The sequence below is a fragment of the Mesobacillus subterraneus genome (genome assembly GCF_003937825.1).
GTDB classification, from domain to species: Bacteria; Bacillota; Bacilli; order Bacillales; family Cytobacillaceae; genus Mesobacillus; species Mesobacillus subterraneus.
In genome coordinates, this window is record NZ_RSFW01000020.1 from 171,929 (window position 1) to 192,977 (window position 21,049).

At 36.7% G+C, this 21,049-nt stretch carries 13 protein-coding genes and 2 pseudogenes; 5 read left to right on the top strand and 10 right to left on the bottom strand.

The features are described 5' to 3' along the window. Nucleotides 1–55: 55 nt before the first annotated feature. Complete coding sequence (locus tag EJA10_RS18280) at nt 56–1,069, top strand: LCP family protein (protein ID WP_125481470.1); 1,014 nt, start codon at nt 56–58, stop codon at nt 1,067–1,069. Nucleotides 1,070–1,125: 56 nt separating this feature from the next. Here EJA10_RS18280 and EJA10_RS18285 read toward each other — a convergent pair whose 3' ends face one another. From EJA10_RS18285 to EJA10_RS24025, 7 genes and pseudogenes are all read right to left on the bottom strand, one after another. Beyond that, nucleotides 1,126–2,184, bottom strand: coding sequence for a glycosyltransferase family 4 protein (locus tag EJA10_RS18285; RefSeq protein ID WP_125481471.1), 1,059 nt, complete (start codon nt 2,182–2,184; stop codon nt 1,126–1,128). A 255-nt stretch (nt 2,185–2,439) separates the two neighbouring features. After that, nucleotides 2,440–3,171, bottom strand: a complete 732-nt coding sequence (locus EJA10_RS18290; protein WP_125481472.1) for a WecB/TagA/CpsF family glycosyltransferase — start codon at nt 3,169–3,171, stop codon at nt 2,440–2,442. A gap of 157 nt (nt 3,172–3,328) precedes the next feature. After that, nucleotides 3,329–6,121: an SH3 domain-containing protein gene (locus EJA10_RS18295; RefSeq protein ID WP_246017853.1), complete on the bottom strand. Its 2,793-nt coding sequence runs from the start codon at nt 6,119–6,121 to the stop codon at nt 3,329–3,331. A gap of 378 nt (nt 6,122–6,499) precedes the next feature. Next, a complete protein-coding gene (gene tagH, locus EJA10_RS18300; protein WP_125481473.1) occupies nt 6,500–7,300 on the bottom strand; it encodes a teichoic acids export ABC transporter ATP-binding subunit TagH in 801 nt (266 codons plus the stop codon). 16 nt (nt 7,301–7,316) lie between these two features. Then, entirely contained in the window at nt 7,317–8,123 is an 807-nt protein-coding gene (locus tag EJA10_RS18305) for an ABC transporter permease (protein WP_125481474.1), read from the bottom strand. 87 nt (nt 8,124–8,210) lie between these two features. Then, nucleotides 8,211–9,398: pseudogene (locus EJA10_RS18310) on the bottom strand (CDP-glycerol glycerophosphotransferase family protein); the annotation flags it as partial. A gap of 187 nt (nt 9,399–9,585) precedes the next feature. Then, nucleotides 9,586–10,656, bottom strand: a pseudogene (locus EJA10_RS24025) (acyltransferase). 316 nt (nt 10,657–10,972) lie between these two features. Here EJA10_RS24025 and tagD point away from each other — a divergent pair. After that, a complete protein-coding gene (gene tagD / locus EJA10_RS18320) occupies nt 10,973–11,371 on the top strand; it encodes a glycerol-3-phosphate cytidylyltransferase (protein ID WP_125481477.1) in 399 nt (132 codons plus the stop codon). Beyond that, nucleotides 11,364–12,593 (top strand): CDP-glycerol glycerophosphotransferase family protein, encoded by a 1,230-nt coding sequence (locus EJA10_RS18325; RefSeq protein ID WP_125481478.1) that lies wholly within the window; start codon nt 11,364–11,366, stop codon nt 12,591–12,593. Before tagD ends, EJA10_RS18325 begins: the two co-directional genes overlap by 8 nt. 29 nt (nt 12,594–12,622) lie before the next feature. Here the strand turns inward: EJA10_RS18325 and EJA10_RS18330 are convergent, their stop codons facing one another. Further along, nucleotides 12,623–15,454, bottom strand: a complete 2,832-nt coding sequence (locus EJA10_RS18330; protein ID WP_125481479.1) for a CDP-glycerol glycerophosphotransferase family protein — start codon at nt 15,452–15,454, stop codon at nt 12,623–12,625. Between the two features lie 400 nt (nt 15,455–15,854). On the opposite strand from EJA10_RS18330, the gene EJA10_RS18335 reads away from it, so the two are divergent. Next, complete coding sequence (locus EJA10_RS18335; protein ID WP_125481480.1) at nt 15,855–16,895, top strand: acyltransferase family protein; 1,041 nt, start codon at nt 15,855–15,857, stop codon at nt 16,893–16,895. A gap of 40 nt (nt 16,896–16,935) precedes the next feature. On the opposite strand, the gene EJA10_RS18340 is transcribed toward EJA10_RS18335, so the two are convergent. Further along, a complete protein-coding gene (locus EJA10_RS18340) occupies nt 16,936–18,423 on the bottom strand; it encodes an N-acetylmuramoyl-L-alanine amidase family protein (RefSeq protein ID WP_125481481.1) in 1,488 nt (495 codons plus the stop codon). 249 nt (nt 18,424–18,672) lie between these two features. Here EJA10_RS18340 and EJA10_RS18345 point away from each other — a divergent pair, with 249 nt between their 5' ends. Beyond that, nucleotides 18,673–19,587 (top strand): LCP family glycopolymer transferase, encoded by a 915-nt coding sequence (locus tag EJA10_RS18345; protein ID WP_125481482.1) that lies wholly within the window; start codon nt 18,673–18,675, stop codon nt 19,585–19,587. A 60-nt stretch (nt 19,588–19,647) separates the two neighbouring features. Here the strand turns inward: EJA10_RS18345 and EJA10_RS18350 are convergent. After that, nucleotides 19,648–20,996 (bottom strand): IS3 family transposase gene (locus EJA10_RS18350; RefSeq protein ID WP_125481483.1). Its coding sequence is split into 2 segments (ribosomal slippage): nt 19,648–20,537 and nt 20,537–20,996, totalling 1,350 coding nucleotides; the frame shifts between segments, so codons are not numbered across the junction. Nucleotides 20,997–21,049: the final 53 nt, after the last annotated feature.

The following is a 21,049-nucleotide window of genomic DNA, read 5'->3' on the forward strand; positions in this document are numbered from 1 at the left end:
TAGGCAAAATTTATATTTACAAACCATTTACATTTAGTATAAAGGAGATTAATATATGGCTTCACTCAGGAGCAATAATAATTTTCATAAGAAACGCATAAAGAGAAAAAGAGTCATTCGATGGGTCCTACTGCCACTCATGCTAGTTTCCTTAAGTTTCATAGCATATGGGGCATTTTTATTTAATAAAGCTGAGTCTGTCATGGAGGAATCATATAACCCGATTGACCGTGAAGGCAAAAGAGCAGTGAACCCGTTCGATGAGAATTTTTCCGTATTGTTCATAGGGGTAGACGACAGTAACAAACGTCAGTTTGAAGGTAGCTCCCGGACGGATGCCCTCATGCTTGCAACGTTCAACCAGGATGATAAATCCATTAAGCTCGTCAGCATTCCCCGTGATTCTTATGTTCATATTCCTGAAAAGAATATCTACACGAAGATTAATCACGCACATGCATATGGCGGAGTAGAACTTACATTAGAAACGGTCGAAGAACTTCTTGATGTTCCAGTTGATTATTATGTGAAAATGAACTTCGACGCCTTTATTGACGTGATTGACGCACTTAACGGAATTGAAGTAAACGTCCCTTATACGTTTTCTGAACAAGATTCCAAGGATCGCAAGGATGCGATCACATTATATCAAGGTCTCCAGACACTGGACGGTGAAGAGGCTCTTGCATTAGCTAGAACCAGAAAGCTTGATAATGACATTGAACGCGGTAAAAGACAGCAGGAAATCATCAAAGCAATCATTAAAAAGTCAGTATCTGTGAAATCAATCGGCAATTATTCAAGTGTAATGGAAGCAGTCGGGAAAAACATGACGACAGATTTAAGATTCGATCAAATGAAATCGTTCATTGAATATGCTACAGCCGGCAGCAACCTGAACACCGAGACCTTGAACTTGGCTGGATCTGATACCAGGATTGACGGCATTTATTACTACCAGTTGGACGAAATGGCCTTGCTTGAAACAAAAGCGATTCTAAAAACACATTTAAATGTAACAAGTGAAAGTACAAAAACTCCAATGGACACAGCTTCCCCTTCTTATTAGAAGGGGATTTTTTTTAAAAACAAAAAAACCCTTGCGAAATTTGCAAGGGTTAAGTCTCATCGATTCTTTTCATATTTAATGCCCCTCATCATGTTAAGGAGAGGTTTATAATCCTTACTGACAAGGCCGACACTTTCAACAATTAATTCAATGGCAATGATGATGATGAAAAGGATCAGAAGCGAGCCCCACACCGTTGTAAACGAAAAGATAAAGCCAGTCAAACCGAACATCGCGCTGATTGCATAAATCAATAATACGGTTTGGCGGTGTGTAAAGCCAAGATTCAAAAGACAATGATGGAGGTGCGATTTATCTGGCGCTGCCAGAGGTGTTCTTTTTACAAGGCGGCGAACAATCGCAAATACTGTATCCGTCATGGGTACACCCAGCATGATAACTGGAATAATAAATGAAATAAATGTTACGTTCTTAAATCCTAACAAGGATAAAACAGCAATCATGTACCCGAGGAATAATGCTCCAGTATCACCCATGAAAATCTTCGCAGGATGGAAGTTGAAAATCAAAAACCCTAACGTACTTGCCAAAAGGAGAAAACCAATGGTCATTACATAGACATCACCCATCACGATAGCCATTCCTGAAATGGAGATCAATGCAATGGAAGACACTCCAGCGGCCAGTCCATCAAGTCCATCAATTAAATTAATCGCGTTTGTAATTCCGACAATCCAAAGAATCGTGATGGGAACGCTCCAAACTCCAAATTCGAGTTCACCTCTGCCGAATGGAAGGTTGATGAAATCAACATCAATCCCGCCCCATAAAACCACTACAAGTGCGGCGGCAATCTGATTAATCAATTTAACCCTTGCTTTAAGTTCAAAGATATCGTCCAAAATGCCAGTCAAGACAATAATGATGCTTCCAACCACAATTGCCAAATGATATGGACTATCAGGATTCATGATCAACAAACCCGAAATAAAGCTTATATAGATAGCGAGGCCTCCCATACGAGGCATAACTTTCGCATGTACTTTTCGCTGATTTGGCTGATCAGTAGCTCCAACTTTAAACGCCAATTTTTTTACAAATGGTGTAATAAGAATGGAGGATATAAAACATAATATTAAGGTCATTATGAACATGCTGACCCTCCTCGATTATTATGATGTCCTAAATTGATAAAAACATTAGGAAATCACAAAGAGCTTCAAACGTAACTATTATAGCACATTAGGCATAAAATAGAGATAGAATTTTAATCCGAGAGTTTGATAGGTAGTACCATTTATATTCCCTATTACCCTTTTTTGTAAAAGATTATCCAAATTAATGGGCACAATGTAAATTTTATTACATGAATAAGACGATATTTTTGTTTAAAGGTTTCAATGTTAAATTTAGTTTTTGTATTTGGAGCTAAAAACTTTCAAAACAAATAATGGAAGTACAAGCATTCTTCTCCACCGTGACGGCTGAATCAATAATCTATATAACCATTCAAGATTGAGTTTCACCCAAAATGAAGGAGCTCTTTTGACATTGCCAGAAAGAACATCAATTGTGCCGCCAACACCAATAAAAAGACCGTTTTTAAATTCGCCAAAGTACTTAGAAACCCATATTTCTTGTCTCGGAAAGCCCAAGGCTACAAGTACAATATCCGGCTTAGCATGCAATATGTCTCTTGCAACAGAATCGTCTTCCATGTCAAAAAAACCGTGATGATTTCCAGCAATCTTAATATCAGGATATTGCTTCTTTATATTAATCACGGCTTTACTATTAACATCTTCCTTACCGCCAAGCAAATATATCTTCCACCCGTTTTGATTGGCATTTTCTAGCATCTTAATCGTTAAATCGTACCCAGCTACCCTTTCCTTAAGGGGTGTACCTAGGATCCTGGAGGCCAGGATCACTCCTGCCCCATCAGGTACAACATAATCAGCTGAATTAACTATTTCGTTATAGATAGGATCCTTAATAGCATGCATTACTATCTCAGGATTTGCCGTAACGACAAAGGTTTTTTTATCAACATTTATCCTTTTTGTCAAAAGGGCTGACATTTCTGTTAAATCTTTATTAATAAAAGGAATACCTAACACGTTTACTAAGGAATTTTTCATACTGGATCCTCTTTCATCTTAGTTGAATCAATAGGCAATTATTTTCTCATTAATCTTAACATGTCTATCTCAATTAATAAATTCCGATTATTTCCTGAGGTTTATGCCAACAATAAAAAAAGGAAAGCCTTGAAAAATCAAGCTTTCCTCATTAAAGTTAATTCTTAATGATATTTATAAATTCGCCAGAAACCCAGCCTGTAGATGTAGAGCCTGGAAGGTATACTTTATACCAACCTTGATCTGTTACTGGTTTCCCTGAATTCAATACAGCCTTTAAGTATCCATTAGCAGCCACGGAACCAACCACAGTTCCGTCTACCGGAGCTGAACGAATATTCAATGTTGTTGATACATTCACTACTTTAAGCAAATTATCGATATCAATTAACTTACCATACACCCAGCCTTCCGTTCCATTGAAGGAAATTCGATACCAGGTATGGTCATACGGATATGAACCTGTTGTTCGCACATCAGTGTTATAGCCCAAAACAGTTACCTTTGTTGAACTGCTTAGGGTACCAATAATCGTTGAAGCAGAAGTATATGGCAATGTACGGAATTTAGCATCCTCCATAATCGTTGCAGTTGTGCCCTGTGGGAAGTTCTTGATTATGCTTGTAGGATATGGCAATCCCTTTGGTATATCCCTTCCAAAGCTTCCTGGCTGACCTGCATTTAAAGGAAGAATAGAGGCGCTTGAATAATAGCGTGAATCAAACGGCTTAATGCTCTGCATAAGGTTCGCAATACCATTTTTCCAATTCTGGTCTGTTGCATATCTAACATTCATACCGGTTAGGGTAGAACCGTACTCTTCATAATAGTAAGCCCCTGTAGGATTTAAGTAATTGACCCTCACCATGTAGGCTACTGAATTGATGCTGTCCTCAATTGTTGGATAATAATATCCGCAAGTAAACGGACATACATCATACGCGCCATAGCCATACAAGTTATTCTTATAGGTCATTAGGTTTGAGCCGCCCCAACCTGTTTCCCAAATCGTATGAGCTACTAAATATGCTGCATTTACCCCATATTTATTCTGAACATTGATAAAACTCTGGGCGTAGTTTTTAAGCGGACTGTTAGGACTTCTCCTATTGAAAAAGTCAACTATATCCTGGGCAGTTAGGTTTGCAGACTTCCTTAGATCCGCATTGAGATAGGATGGTTCCTGCAAGTCAGTGCTGGTATCACTTTTCTTGATGTATCCAGTCCTTGCCTTCCCATTGATATAGACAGTCGCTTGATACCATGATGATGTAAAATTCTTAACAATCAAAATCGTGTCTTTCCCATATGATTTAAGCACTGATGCGCTGGATGACGTATATGAGTACACATTTACCTTACTCACAATCCCTCTTACCTTAAAGCTAGAGGAAGTCTCGACTGCACTTTCAACATCATTGACACTGATGTAACCTGTTCTGGTTACTCCATTCACAACTACACTCGCCTGATACCAGCCAGCTGTAAATGACTTGTAATAGAGTATCTTACCTTGGGAATATGATTTCAATGCTGATGATGAAGTACTTGCCATCTTGTAAACTTTAGTAGGTGACTTAAGGGCTACACCTTTATAATCCACAGGGTTAGCAGTCGCATTTTCAACATCACTTTTATGAATATATCCCGTTCGGGCCTTCCCGCTTATATATACAGTTGCCTGGTACCAACTACTTGAAAATGAACGGTAATATAAAAGGGTACCTTGGCTATATTGTTTGAGCGCGGCAGATGAAACAGAGGGTTGTGAATATATAATTGTTGGAGCTTTTAGTGCAATTCCTTTGTATGATACTGCACTGCCATCTAGGTTTTCCACATCACTCTTATGAATATATCCTGTTCGGGCCTGACCGCTAATGTATACTGTAGCCTGATACCATTCAGATGAAAAAGCTTTGTAGTACAAGATTGTTCCCTGGTTGTATTTCTTTAAGGAACTAGACGATCTAGAAGCCTTAGAATATATGATAGTGGGAGCCTTCAAAGATAATCCTTTATATGAGGTCGTATCCCCATTTAAATTCTCCACATCAGAAGACTTAATATAGCCACTCTGTGCTTGTCCCCCTACAAAAACAGTTGCCTGGTACCAATCATTATTAAAAGATTGATAGTATAATATAGAACCTTGGGCATAGGACTTAATTACCTTTGATCCTGTTGAAGCCTCTTGATAAATATTAGTAGGGCTAGATAAAGCAATTCCTTGATAGTTTTCTACAGTACCTTCCTCAATAGAAGAAACTGTTAGAGATGTTCGTTGGACTTTAGTTTCTATTGGAGTTGAGCTGGTTTGGGCTGTAACTTCTGTTGTTTGTTTTTCCTCTGTTTGATCAACTTCAGTAACTGTTTCTTGCTCTTCAATTTTCGTTATTTCTTCACTTGATTGATCTTTCCCTGCCTCAATAGAATCGGATATCTTTACTTCCTCCTCTACAGGAACCACTTCTGCCTCCTCTTGCTCTGCAGGGCCTTCCTCGTTACCAGCTTCAGTGTCATGGGCGGGTTCCCCCTCAACACTTGTTTCATCTTTAGATTCTACAGGAACAGTTGACAGTTCTCCTTCATCATCAGCAAGAACTTCCTCTGATAAAGAGGCGTCTACAAGGTTTTCACTAGCAATGTATCCAGTAAGCGGTTCACCGGCCTCTGTATTCTCGTATAAAACACTTGTATAATCATTCTCTACTGCAATTACAGTTACTTCTGTTCCATCTGCTAACTGAGCCAGAATTTCACTTTCTATATCAGGTTCCTCATAGAGCGGTACTTCCTTATCTTCGTTTCCCGCAGCAACTACTGCCTTAGTCTCAGCAGGCATCTCAGCTGTTTCCATATTTTCAGCTGCCAGAGCTCCATAAGGTAATCCCTGTAACAAAAGCATGAGAATCAAAAAATAAACACTTATTTTCTTTATTTTAGCCACTAAATAATCCCCCATAAATATATTGGCTTTAACCAACCCATGTTCTCGGCTACGTCATCCTGATTTTGTATGTCTAAATAGGAATCAAGCCTTCACTAATCGATCCATGAGCCAAGAACAAATTTTGGTTCAGCCTGCGCCTCTTAGAACCCTTGCTCTTGCAAACCAATATCTATAGGTCCAACAAAACAACTTTGGTCATCTGAATTTTTTTATGTAACTAATCCCTCCTTTGGCTTCTTCTACTAATCTATCAAAAACCGACATATTTCTCTATATTTTTTTAGTTTTTCCATAAAATCACAACTAAAGGATTATCCAAACCGAAGAAATTCTCCATAAAAAAAACACTGGGGAATTCCCAGTGCTCAAGTTAATTCAAGTGACATCCAGTTGGCTTTGTCTTTCCAAAGAACGTTCTCGATACTGTTTTTGTTCTTTTTTTGACATGGCTTTATACTCTTTCAAGAATTTTTCGTATTCAGGAACTACTTCGTCTACAGTCCCATACATTTTCAATTGACCGAATTCAAGCCAGACTATTTTTTCACAGAACTGTTTCATTTGCCCAATGGAGTGACTAACAAAGAACATCGTTTTGCCCCGTTCTTTGAACTCCTTCATTTTATTCAGGGACTTTTCGGCAAACGCTTTATCTCCCACCGACAATGCTTCATCAATAATTAGTACATCCGGGTCAATATTGACTGAGATCGCAAAACCAAGCTTCGACTTCATTCCGCTTGAATAAGATTTCACCGGCTGATCAATGAATTTTCCCAGCTCGGAGAATTCAATAATTTCTGGCTCCAACTGCTTGATCTCACTCTTGCCAAATCCCAGCATTAACAATTTCAGCTCAATATTATCACGTCCGCTTAATTCATTATTAAGACCTGAAGCAACAGCGATTAAAGCCGTTTGACCCTTTACGTCCACTTCCCCATCTGTTGGCGGCACTATTCCTGCAATGATATTAGACAATGTTGATTTACCTGAGCCGTTGATACCCAAGAAGCCAACTACATCTCCTTCATCAGCTTCAAAGCTAATATTCCGCAAAGCGTAAAAATCTTCTCCATAGCTTTTAGGCAAAAGCACATCCAACAACCGTTCAGAAGTCGATTTATAAAGTTTATATTTTTTAGAAACGTTTTTAACGATCACTGATTTGTTCAAGAAACAACACTTCCAATTATAGATAGTCTACAAAATGCTTTCTAAACTTAACATGGACGGATGACCCAATTGTAAAAAATAAAAGTACTACAAACCAAAAATATAGAGTAAACCGCCAATCTGAAAAGATAAACCATTCATTATACAGCAGAGATGCACGGTATCCTTCTACTACATAATAAAACGGGTTCAATTTAAAAACTACACTTAGAAAACCTGGTAATTCCCTTGCCCATAGAATAGGCGTTAAATACAGAAGCATCCTCATTAGTGATTGCACGACCATCTGAACATCTCTCACAATTGTAGCTAGAGTCGATGTAAGTAAGGAAATAGAAACAACGAGTGCAACTGTGGCAAAAATAAAATAAGGCAATTGTAAATAATAAATGCTAATAGGAAACCCTAAGAACTGCAGTAATATTATTCCTATACCTAATAGCAATAAATGCGGGTATAACCTTGAAAAAATAACATAAGTTGGAATAACACTTACAGGGAAACTCATTTTTGAGATAATCCTGATTCTTGAGTATATGGATTTTGATCCCTGTGTAATGGCAGGATTAACAAAGAACCATAAAAGCAAACCAGCTAATAGCCAGGGGAAAAAAGGGATATTATTAACATCTCTATCAGCACCCCTGATCACATAACCAAAGACGAACCAATAGATCGCAATCTGGATACCAGGATTTAGTATTTCCCATAGCATCCCAAGGTAATTATTTTTATTCTGGCTCTTAACTTCATATAGAGAAAGTCTTCTAATAAGATAAAAACTTTTTATTTGTTCTTGGAGCACCGTAATGGCAGATTTCATTTTTTTTCCTTTCTAATTAAGAAGATCGTTTACTGAATAAGATTATACACTAGCAACGCTCATAACTTATTGTTACTTTCTTCTAAATTAAGTTCTAAATATTCTTTCAACCACTCTTTTAGATGCATTTCCATCCTCTAAATAACAAAATTGGCCGTAGAAAGCTTCAAGCCTTTCTTTGTAAAGAAACTCTCCAGATTCAATTTTCTTTATTTCTTCAATAATTCCTTTGGTGCTTTTCACTAGAGGACCGGGAGCTTCCTTCTCGAAATCAAAGTAAAAACCACGCAACTGATCTCGATAGGATTCTATATCATACACATAAAAAATCATCGGCTTTTTTAGGTTAGCATAATCAAAAAAGACAGAAGAATAGTCTGTAATAAGAAGGTCAGCTAGTAAGTAAAGTTCCCGGATATCCTCATATGAAGACATGTTATATGCAAACCCATTATACGAGCTCAGGTCGAGGTTTTCTGATATCAAATAATGCATTCTCAAAAGAACAACATACTCATTGCCCAGCTCCTGCTGCATCAATTCCAAATCCAATTTTAAATTAAATTTATACTTACCAACAGAGTAAAACTCATTGTCTCTCCAGGTAGGTGCGTATAATATAATGTTTTTATCTTCAGGTATGCCTAGTTTTCGCTTCAGTTCTGAGATGCGCTGGCTTGAGTCCTCTTTATATAATATATCATTTCTAGGATATCCTGACTCAATGACTTCTTTATTAAATTCAAAGGCCCTTCTAAAAATATCCGTAGAATATCTATTAGGTGAAATCAAGAAATCCCAGCGTGCTGACTCAGACAAAAAATTTGTTTTATACTGTTCAGAATCAGTACCTGGCATATGGACTTCTTCCATATCCGCCGCAAGCCTTTTGAGTGGCGTGCCATGCCAGGTTTGAAGGTATAGCGTATGTTTGGGTTTCGGTATCCATAAGGGGAGCCGACTGTTAGAAACCCAATAACGAGCCCTCGCCATAATGAACAGCCACTTTATGGAAAACCTCTTCACTGTGTTAAGCCCCTTAGATTCGAATGTCTCCATGGATCTCGGGTCCACACTCCAATACACCTTATATCCTGGGGAATGAGTCTGTAGATGTTCATAAATCGCCCTTGGGTTACAGCTGTATTGCTTTCCCAGGTAACTTTCAAACACAACTAACTTCTTATCCGGAGGCATACTTCCAATTACCTTAAAAATTGTTTTATATATCTTTTTCGTGAGATCTAATTTTTTCAAACGGAATATAAGTTTTCGAATCATAGGATAATCCTCTTCCTTTTAAGACTGATAGTACTTCTGCCAATACTATCATTTTTACCACAAACACACGCCAATATCTATTCTAGTCAATTATATTAATTCCATGAATTTTCTAAAGCAAATAGAAAAAACCGGACTTGGCATCACACAATTTGCCGATGATCCGGTATTTTCACGAAGCCTACCTAAGAAATACACTCAGAGCTTTAGAAAAAGGTTTAACAAAAATGATGTTTATTGGTTTATAAATAATTATTGGCAAGAACACACTAATGAATGTGGCTATCGCCACATAATAATCTTGATTATAATAGTCCTCAAAACCACTGTAAACGTAGATCTTTATGATGACTTTAAGGATCATAACATGCAATATATAAATACTTAGTGCATATCCACCTAGCCGGGAAAGTATATTTTCTTTTCCGGGATAAGTAATACATAAGGCAACCAGGGAATAAGTAGCTGTTGCCAAAAACAGGGTACTAACACCACCAGGATATATTAACCTAAAAGCAGTATAAAGAATTAATGAAAAGAAAAACCATAATAATGGTCGGCGCATTACCGGTCTTACACTTCCTAAATAATACCCTAACACCAGATAAAAAAAACCTTGTGGAAATCCTTCATATTTAATAAGTGGACTTAGTCCGAAAAGGTCTATTGTATTCATTAAGTAAAACAATAAGGAAGCTAACAGAATCGTTTTAGGATGAAGTTTGAAATGCAATGATATTCTTAACAACAATGTGGAAATAAATAATGCTGCCAAAAACCATAGATGCTAAGATCCTATTGTACCATTCAAAAGATTGGTTACAGTTAGGCTCTCCACCAATATCCTTGCAGAAACCCAAAATGCCTTGTCCAAAAACATCCTATCCGTACCAATAAATAAAAATCTTATAAATATATATAGAATGCTGAATACTACATACATTGTAAATATTTTCTTCGCATACTTGCTAATATATCCCATATTTCCCTTGCCGGAAATAAGGTATCCTGATACCGCAAAAAAAAACGGGACAGCAATATCTAACGCATGCCTGTATATGTAATAATTGGAAATCGTCGCTAAATTGCGATGCGGCAAAAATACCGTCACATGTATCATTACTACTGCGACCACACTTATAAACTTCATTGCATCAATCGTATAGTTATAATCACCTTTTTGCATATCGGATATTTCTTGACCCTTAACCATCATACATTTCTCCAATAGTTGTTTTTCTCCATTATACATAAATAACAAGAGAAAAATCACAAACAAAAACAATACTAAAATTTATCCTCCATATAAACCAGCAAGGATATAGATCCACAAAGCACTATAAATTCTCCATGTTTAACCATCTTGATAAAAAGGGTAAAATAGTTTAAAATTTATGGGGATGTGATTTCTAAACATTTCTCGACAAATATCATAGTTTTATAGACAAACAATGACACATGTAGTTATTAGTTCACTTAACTACACTTTAACCTATAATGTTTAAGCGTTTATTACTTCTGTGTAAAGTTTATATATATTTTCAGTAATATGGCAAGGAGGGTAAAGAATGAAAAAAGTGATAACATACGGCACATTCGACTTACTTCATTGGGGCCATGTTAATTTGTTAAAGCGCGCCAAAGACCTTGGCGATCATTTGACAGTTGCAATCTCAACTGATGAATTCAATAAGATAAAGAATAAAAAGTCTTATCATAGCTTCGATAACAGAAAAATGATTCTGGAATCCATCAGATATGTTGATAAGGTGATTCCTGAGAACGACTGGGAACAAAAAATTAAGGATGTAATCGAGCACGACATTGATATATTTGTAATGGGTGATGATTGGAAAGGTAAATTTGACTTCTTAAAAGATTATTGCGAGGTCATTTATCTGCCTAGAACTGTTGGAATCTCAACATCAAAAATAAAAACAGACCTGTTCAGGATTAACAATGGCTAGAGAACTAGCCATTTTCTTGTATCTAAGGCTTTTTTCCATCATCTTCAAACTAGTAAGTCTAGTACCCATTCAAAAAAAAGTGGTATTTGTTGCCACTTTTCCTGAAAACAACTCTTATATTTATAAAGAAATGAAGCGACAAGAGCTCTCTTGTCGTACTGTTTTTTTATCGACTGAAAAGATTAAGGGGCATTTCAATGTATTCAAAGAGGCGACAGTTTTGGTATTCACCCCAAGACATTTCCTTCAATTTATTCAGTCTGTATACCACTTAGCAACTGCTAAAGTAATTGTTGCAGATAATTATTATCCTTTTTTGGCTGTTGCGAAATTCCAGCCAGATGTTACATGTATGCAAATATGGCATGCAAACGGAGCTATAAAGAAGTTCGGGTTGGAAGACCAATCCGTTTCCATGAGAAGTAAAATTGCACAGGAAAGATTTAAAAAAGTTTATGGGAAATTCGATCAGGTCTTAGTCGGATCGGATTCAATGGCTGAAATATTCCAAAAAGCATTCGGAGTCCCTGAAGCCAATATCAGACGAACAGGTATTCCAAGAACAGACCTCTTTTTTGATGAAAGCAAAAAGGAATATATCACCCATAAGCTTTGCTCTAAATATCCTTTCCTTCGCAATAAGAAAGTATTACTATACGCCCCTACTTTTAGGGATGAAAACCTGGATACCTTTGAGCTGCGTATAAATTTGGACCAGTTAAAACAGGAATTTGAAGATGAGTATATTTTGTTGTTGAAATTGCATCCGGCAATTAAAAATGGCGCAATGCTATCTGATAACCTAAAAGGGTTTGTGTATGACTTTTCTGATTATCCTAATGTAAACGATCTATTGTTTGTAACAGATATTTTAATTACCGATTATTCTTCACTGCCCTTTGAATTTTCATTATTAAATAAACCAATGATCTTCTTCCCTTATGACTTGACTTCTTATGAAAAATCCAGAGGCTTTTGGGAAGAGTATAATAAGCTTGTACCAGGTCCTGTTGCTTTTTCTACCCAGGAAATCATACGTTCCATTAAAGAAAAAGATTTTCACCTATATAAGCTTCATGATTTTAATGAAAAATGGAATAAATACTCCTATGGAGTTTCAAGCGAAAACGCTGTTTTATCAATTATAGATTCACTGTCTAAGACTGCAACGGAGAAGGTCAATATTAATAATAAGTTAGAAAAGAAACACCAACACTTCTAGAATGAAGGTTGGTGTTTCTTTTTGCAGTCCTAATTGTTTTCAACAGATAATGGCTCCTCTTCTTGGATACCATTTAGAATGACATCTAGAATTCTTTGATTGTTATTTTGATCCTGTACAGTAAAGATCCAATCGAATCTCTCGTCAACGATTTCCAGTGGCCTGAAATCACGGAGGGCAGCGTTTTCTATTTTATTTAGCAGTTCTTCCTCTGTAGAAACAATATCTCCCAGAAAGGTTTCCTCGATAGGCCGTAAAATTCCAGTAGAGAAAAACATATCAGGATCAAAATGGTAATAAATTACAGGCTTCCTCAGATAAGTAAAATCAAACGATACGGATGAATAATCTGTAATCATCAGGATATTATCCTTGATTAGATTCTGGACATCTACTTCTCCCAACTTAATAAGCCTAATTCTTTTATTATCAATATCAATATTATCGGCTATATACTCTTGCATCCTGTAATGCGGATAAAAATTCAGCTTCAAATCATATCTCTCAAGGATCTCAGCTAATCTAGCCGAGGTAATAAAACTAAGATATTTATTGAAATAACTTGAGTTAATAAGCTTCTCTTCATTAACAATCCATTCTCTCCATGTAGGAATTAGTAATATTTCCCGATTAGGATGATGATTCTCCTGCAGTTTATCAAACCTCGCCAATCCTGTAGCAGCTACTTCATGCCATTCATAGCCAAACTTATTAACCACCATGGTTTTTTCTGGGATAGAAGAAACGATAAATATGTCAAATGGATATTTATAATATTTCTTATGATAAGGAACATTCTTTCTGCCAAGGACACCATGCTGCAGAAATATTTTTTGAGCTTCCCTATAATTTTTCATTTTGGCTCCCTTAAAAGGAAGGATATAATCCAAATCGTGCGTCCCGATGAATTTGGAAGCCTCTATACTTTTTTCTATATGTTCATCACTGCCAATAAAGAGGACATTGCCAATAGATTTTAGCTTCTCTGCATCTGGCGCATGCTCCTCTATAGCATAATAGATCTCAATTTCAGGATGATTCTCTCTAATATATTCAAAGAACCTTAGACCATTGTCCTGAGCAGTGTCTGGTCGCTCACCCACAAGCCACACATTCTTTGAAGGTGCTAGATCTGCACTCCTTTGTATAAGTTCATACGACTTCCTATTATACCGAAAGCTTTCTAACTTCAAGTTGCCCTTAGGTGTGATGGTAAGATAATATTCAGTAACGATTTCCGAATTAGTATCCACCGCGTCATGAACCTGAATATCGTCCTTATAATAGTCAAACTCTTTTAACCCTATTTTTACCTTTCTATAAAGACCAGGGCCTTCCATTACTAAATAGAAGTCGATGATCTCTTTAAAGTTATTCACTAATGCATCTAACTCTTTTAAAGGTATTTCAATACTAAATTTTTTCTTTTGTTTTCCACCGTATCGCCGTCCTTTATAAACCAAGGACTCCTCAGTCATTCTGTTAACAAGCACCAGTGACACAATAATTTCTTCATGATTAAATTTGTTGTACGAAAACTTAGTAATTCCCTCAAGAATCAGCCGGCCATTGTCAATATGATAGTCATTAACATACTTGACCAAAGGAATGCGTGAATATACAAATGATAAACCATTATATTTAGTTCGATAGAACATCGTATAATATTGGTCTTCATCACTCTTGAGATATGCGGTTGTTATCTTATTTATCAGGGAAAGTTGCTGGTTTTTTATACGGTGATTAAAAAATCCTTCTGACCTTTTAATACCTAGGTATACATCCCACCTTCGGGCACTATCAATAGTCCCATTAGTCAGCTGATGTATTTGGATAGCGCTCAATACCTCCAAGTGATTCCCCTTGATATCAATCTCACACTTATAATCGAAAAACTCGTTTGTATCCCTTTGATGAAGACGCAAATAGATTTCGTCGAAACCTTTTGTAAATATTTTGGAATCTTTCGGAAATTTAAAGTGAATAGCATATGTTTGGTCAGCCTCACGAAACTTAATATTAAATGAATCAGGCTTTATTGGCTGAGCTGATAATTTCCCGGAAATCTTTCCATTTTTCATCTTGGTTCTCAAAACAAGCGATTCTTTAAATCCTGGGATTTGCATTTCGATATGACAATTTTCCTCATGCCTTCTCTTTATATAACAAGGAAAGTATTTTTCAAATCCTTCACCATTCACTAAAATGAAGAAGTTCCATTTACCCTTTGGCAAATATCGGTCTTGCGGTATTTCAATCTTAGCAACATATTCATTTCCTTTAATAAGGAGTGGAGCTTTCATGTTAACTCCATTTGAAGTTCTTAATGTCAAAAAGAATTGAGCGTCTGGAAAATGAGTTAAAAAAGTATCATTTAGAATTTCCCCTGAAGCTAATACAGTATCTCGATCCGAGCTAATGGATGTTATGAAATTAGGAAGGTCATACATTGCCTCCAAGTCGCAAAGGGAACCAGTTCGAAAAAAAACTCTTCTATGCCTGTCTCGTCTCACAAAAAACAGATGAGTATTGGTTTCAAAATAATCTATCGAATGATTTTCATCAAAATTGTTGATGAAGCGCACTCTAAATTTCTTGCCTTGCGCAGTAATAAATAGATAATAATTCTTCTTTTCTGCAGGAAGATTTATTTCATTTCTATTTAAAGAAAATTTATACACAACGCTCTCATTTGTTGAATTGTCCACAATACCAGGCAAAGAAAGAACAAGATCTTTCTCTTTATTTTGGAAAACCAGGCTTAGTTCTTTTTCAAAGCTCTCGTATTTTTTATTCAATTCAATATAAAAACTTACTATCCCTTCAACCTCTTCTACTTTAAGAAGTTCTCCGTAGGACATAAGATTGTCTATAAAGTACTCCTTTAATTTAACCTTTTGTCTGCGGGTTTTATTAATAATTCGTTTTCCTGATTTTTTTATTAAATTGAAGATTCTTTTCGTATTAATTTTAAAGACCTTCTTTCCAACTAAATCTGTAATTTCTTAATTGATGTGTTATATTTAAAGAATGTGCATTTGTCCAACTGGACTTTCTTTACAATTTTAAATTATTTAATGGTCCAAATCAACATACAGCCAAAAGCTAAAGAAACGATAACAAGATACACCGATCTGATACGGAAATGTTTGGATCACTCCATATGTAAATAATTTGAAATTGACTAAACCTGTGTTATACTTTATAGTTTTATAGGATAATTAAATCCGTTTCAACTAAGAAAAAAGAGAGGCGAACAACATGGTTAAAGAATGGAATCTATTAAGGGTTTTTGCCAGCTTAAGTGTTGTCCTCCTGCATAGTACAACCCAGATCTCACGTATCGTAGGGCACCCACAATATGACATCTATTACTTCTTTAGAATAATCCTTAACTATGCGACACCTACGTTCATTGTTTTGTCCATTATAATATTAGCCAATCGTTATCCAAATCGATTACCTGATAACTTTTGGGCTGGGCGTATAAAATATATTTACTTGCCTTTTGTCTCCTTTGGAATACTTGACGCTTTTGTTAGGTTACATTTTAATCCAAATTTAAAACTTGACCAAAAAATACTCGACAATATCCTTACAGGGAAATTCGAAGGATGGTTTATTTTAGTTATCTTTCAGCTGTACATCCTTCACTATCTTGTAGTCCGCTTTAAATTATCGATGGTTTGGATGCTTCCATTGAGTTTAATCGTTATGGCTCTTTATTTAAGCTTCATTACTGGTGAAGTCCCTCCGATGAATGGTCTTGAGTACACATTAAAACTGCCATTTTTCGCTTGGTTCGGTTACTTCACTGCTGCTTTCTTGATAGGTAAGCATTATAAATATCTATCTGAAAAACTGTTAAAATATCGTTGGTTTACCTTATTCATGTTAGTTGTTTCTTTAGGAATTGTGTATCTTGGACATAGAGCCGGAATTAGTGAAATTAGCTCAAGACGCCTGGACTTATATCCTTTAGTATTATCAGTAACAGCGGTTTTTCTTGCTTGGGGCCAATTAATTCCCCAATCTAAAATCATAAATATTATCAGCAATTACTCTTTCGGGATCTATCTCCTGCACTGGCAAGTCCAAAGGTTTATGGCTCCTTATGTTGCCGAATATGTAACCTATTATATACCCCAAGTGATAGTATTGCTAATTGGATCAACTGTGGTTTCAATGATCATTATCAAGCTGGTTTCGATGCTTCCTTTTGGTGAGTTTATTGTTGGAAAGACTAAACGTAAAAAGGCAAAAGCTGCTCCGAAGGAAAAAGCGATAGCAGAGCTTGCATAGCAAAAATAATCCCTCCTGATTATTCAGGAGGGATTATTTTTTATTTATTTAAGAAATAATTAAAGATTCCTTCATATATTCCTTTTGTAACCTTCTTTTGATAAGCAGAAGTAGCTACCAGCTGCTCTTCACTTGGATTTGAAAGAAAACCTAATTCAAGCAAGACTGCAGGCTGCTTGTTTTCTCTAAGAACATGATAATTCCCAAATTTTGCTCCCATATCCCTCATGCCAGTATAATTGATCATTTCCGCTTGAATCATTCTAGCCAGTTGGCCTTCTTGGGAAGAATTATAATAAAACGTCATAAGTCCTGAACTAGTAGAGGAGAACGCGTTATAATGCAGACTGATGAAGGCATCTGCTTTATTCAAATGACTTATATTCACGCGTTGACCAAGGGTTAAATAAAAATCCTTATCTCTCGTAAAAATGACCTTGGCTCCCGCCTTTTGCAGCAATGGCGCCAACTCCTGAGCAGTTCTTAATACTAACTGTTTTTCAGGATAGATTTTCCCGCTGGTTCCGCTATCACGGCCTCCGTGCCCCGGGTCAAGAACAATCACTCTTCCCTTTAGTACAGATTCAGGTGACCGAACAAGCCATCCTGCGACCCAGCCTACCTCTCCATTTGCCTTTTTTACCTCAAACCATTCTCCATCTTCCCCTATTTTTTCTAGTAAGGTACCTGCTTTTTCAATGGAAATAATCGGGTAGGTTGTGCCTGGCCCCGTCCTTACATTGCTGTTCACTTTTAAGACTAATTTACCAGTAATAGTTTGAGGCTGATCTTCAGGAGAACTGGCCGAAGGATCTACAGCAGCCTTAATCACCGGCTTCTTTAGACTCAAAAACTTTGCAGCTGCCCAGCCTTTCTGTCCAGATGAAAGCTGAACTTCATACCATAATCCTTTTTTGCTATATACTTTAACAGCTTCTCCGTGTTGTGTCTTTGCTACAATATTTGCGGTAGAGTTAGGCTTTTGCCTAATATTAAGGGTGGTTTTCGCTGTTACATAGTACGTGCCAATTGGTTTAGAATCAAGGACAGGCTTTTTTTCAGAGATATACTTAGCAGCAAACCAACCTGTTTTCTTTTTTGAAGGAACATATACTTTCAGCCACAGCTTGTTTTGACCCATTATTGTTACAGCAGTTCCTTTTGGCAAAGAAATAATAGCAGCACTTTTTGTTGAATATGACTTCCTAAGATTTAAACTAGAAGCAGTTACATAGCCGTTGCTCGTTATTGTAGTCAGGTACTTTGAGGAGACCCAACCTGTTTTTTTTCCATAGGAGACCTTTGACCAACTTTTAGAGTTTCCCACAACCGCAATCATATCATTCTTCTTTAGTTTGCCTACCTTTGAATATCCAGTTCCTGGTTTTGACCGGACATTCAATATATCCACATTGACTTTGGCCTTATAGGTATATGCAGCTTCGGCAACATCTTTTTCTAGTGGCACTAAAAAAGATAGAAGAACCATTAGGCAAACGATTGCTTTGATCAATGATGACTTTTTCACTCATTACCCACCCTTTATGATTTTTAAAGTCATTTCCATAACAAATCAAAACAAAATTTACTGCTCCTTCATGATGTGTTATGGAAAAAGCTTTAATTATTCTTTTTATCGGTTTATATCAAAGTTTATTTACAAAAAACATCGTACTTAGTAGATATTACCAGGTTTTAAATAAAGCCTATATTCAAATAATGATATATCTGCTATTATTTTATAGTATTGAAATTGTAAAACTATGGGGGTAAGAATGTGAGAGCCGAGAGGAACACAAAAAAGAAAAGAAAATGGCTGAGAATCACTGGGACAATTTTTTTGATACTATTCATTGCTTTAGGAGCTTATGTTTTTTCTTTATATAACTCTCTGTCAGATGCTGTTGAAACAATGCATCAACCCATTGATAGAGAAGGCAGAAAAATAGCATTCAATAACAAAGAACCTTTTACTGTACTTATGCTGGGTGTCGATGAGCGTGCTGGCGATAAAGGAAGATCCGATACAGTCATAGCCCTGACAATCAACCCAGAAAAAAAATCGGTGAAAATGCTGAGCATTCCTCGTGATACAAGAACTGAAATTGTCGGTCGTGGAACCCAGGATAAGATTAACCATGCATATGCCTTTGGCGGAGTTGAAATGTCAATGGATACTGTAGAGAAGTTCCTGGATATCCCGATTGATTATTATGTAAAAATGAATATGGAAGGCTTTCAGGATATAGTAGATGCAGTTGGAGGAGTCACAGTAAACAATACTCGTGAATTCACAGAAGGAAAGTTCCACTTTGCTCAAGGACAAATTGATCTAAACGGACAAGAAGCTCTTGCTTACGTGAGAATGAGAAAAAGTGATCCAGAAGGAGATTTCGGACGACAAAACAGACAACGCCAAATTATCCAGGGAATTGTAAATAAAGGTGCCAGCGTTGGCACATTAACGAAATTTGATAATATATTTGAAGCCCTAGGAAAAAACGTTTCAACCAATATCACATTTGACGAAATGAAATCTATTCAAAGTCACTATAAATCCGCAGCTGGAAATATTGAGCAGATGAAAATCGAAGGTAGCGGAACGAAAATTAACGGAATCTATTATTGGGTAATTTCACCCCAATCCCATGAAAATATTAAAACTGAATTAAAGAATCATTTAAACTTATAAAAAAAGGCACTGAAGGGAACACTAACTCTGAACCGAACCCAAAAAGTTAGACACAAAATATTAGGCAGCCTGAGGGGCAAGAGTTCGGTATTGTACCGGACTCTTGCCTTTTAATTTTGCCTTAATACGATCGTGGTTGTAATAATAGATATACTTCTCCAATTCCTGTATAAAGTGCTCCATACTCTCAAATTCTTCTAAATAAAGTAGCTCACTCTTTAATAAGCCAAAGAAGTTCTCCATGACGGCATTATCCAAACAGTTACCCTTACGGGACATGCTCTGTGTAATTCTCTTTTGTTTTAATGCGTGCTGATATTGATTCATCTGGTATTGCCATCCCTGATCCGAGTGGAGGATAGGGGTTTCTTTGTCTCCCAGCCTTTCAAAGGCCTTATCGAGCATTTTGGAAACGAGGGAATAAACAGGACGTTTCTCAATCTGGTAAGCAATAATTTCTCCATTATACAAGTCAAGAACTGGTGATAAATATAACTTCTCACCAAATAGATGGAACTCCGTTACATCGGTCACCCATTTCTCATTAGGTGCTTCTGCCTGGAAGTCTCGCTCTAAAAGATTAGGGGCAATCTTGCCTACTTTTCCACGGTAAGAACGGTACTTCTTCATGCGGACAAGACTCTTCAATCCCAGTCCTTTCATTAAACGCAATACCGTTTTATGATTCACGGTAAAACCCTTGTTACGCAACTCTAATGTGATTCGTCGGTAGCCGTAGCGGCCCTTGTGTTTGTCAAAGATATGTTGGATGACTTCTTTAACTTTCTCATATTTATCAGGCTGTTTCATTTGCTTTACCCAATAATAATACGTACTGCGTTTTATCTCAGCCATTTTCACCAGCTCTGTCACTTTAAAATCATGCCTTAATTCATAAACTATTTGCGCTTTTTCTTGTACTGTGACTTTTCCTTTTCCTGAATTAAGGCGTGCAGCTTTTTTAAATAAGCATTCTCCATCCGTAACCGTTCGTTCTCAGCTATTAATTCCTCGTCTGATCCTTTAATGGGTAGATTCTTTTTAGGTTCTTTCTTCATGGATAGACGCCCCTTCTTCTTTGGTAAGAGAGCGTCAATCCCTTGTGTTTCATAGATGTTCTGCCATTTCCAAACCGTACTTGGGGACGGAATGTTAAATTCGGCAGAGGCTTCTCTCGTGGACGCTCCCGTTTCGTTCATATAAGTAAGTACGTCCATTTTAAACTCTATAGAATAATTTGTATATGATTCCTGAAAGCCTGCCAATCCATGTTCCCTGAACAGGGCCACCCAAACGACTAACATTGTAGGATCAACATTGTACTCCAAAGCAATGTCCTTATAGGATCCCACATTGTCTAGATATGCATGAACAGCCGCAATCTTCGTTTCTAAAAGATACTTTCCCATAAAAAAACTACACCTCCAATTGTTAGGTGTGTCTAACAATTGGGGTGCAGTTC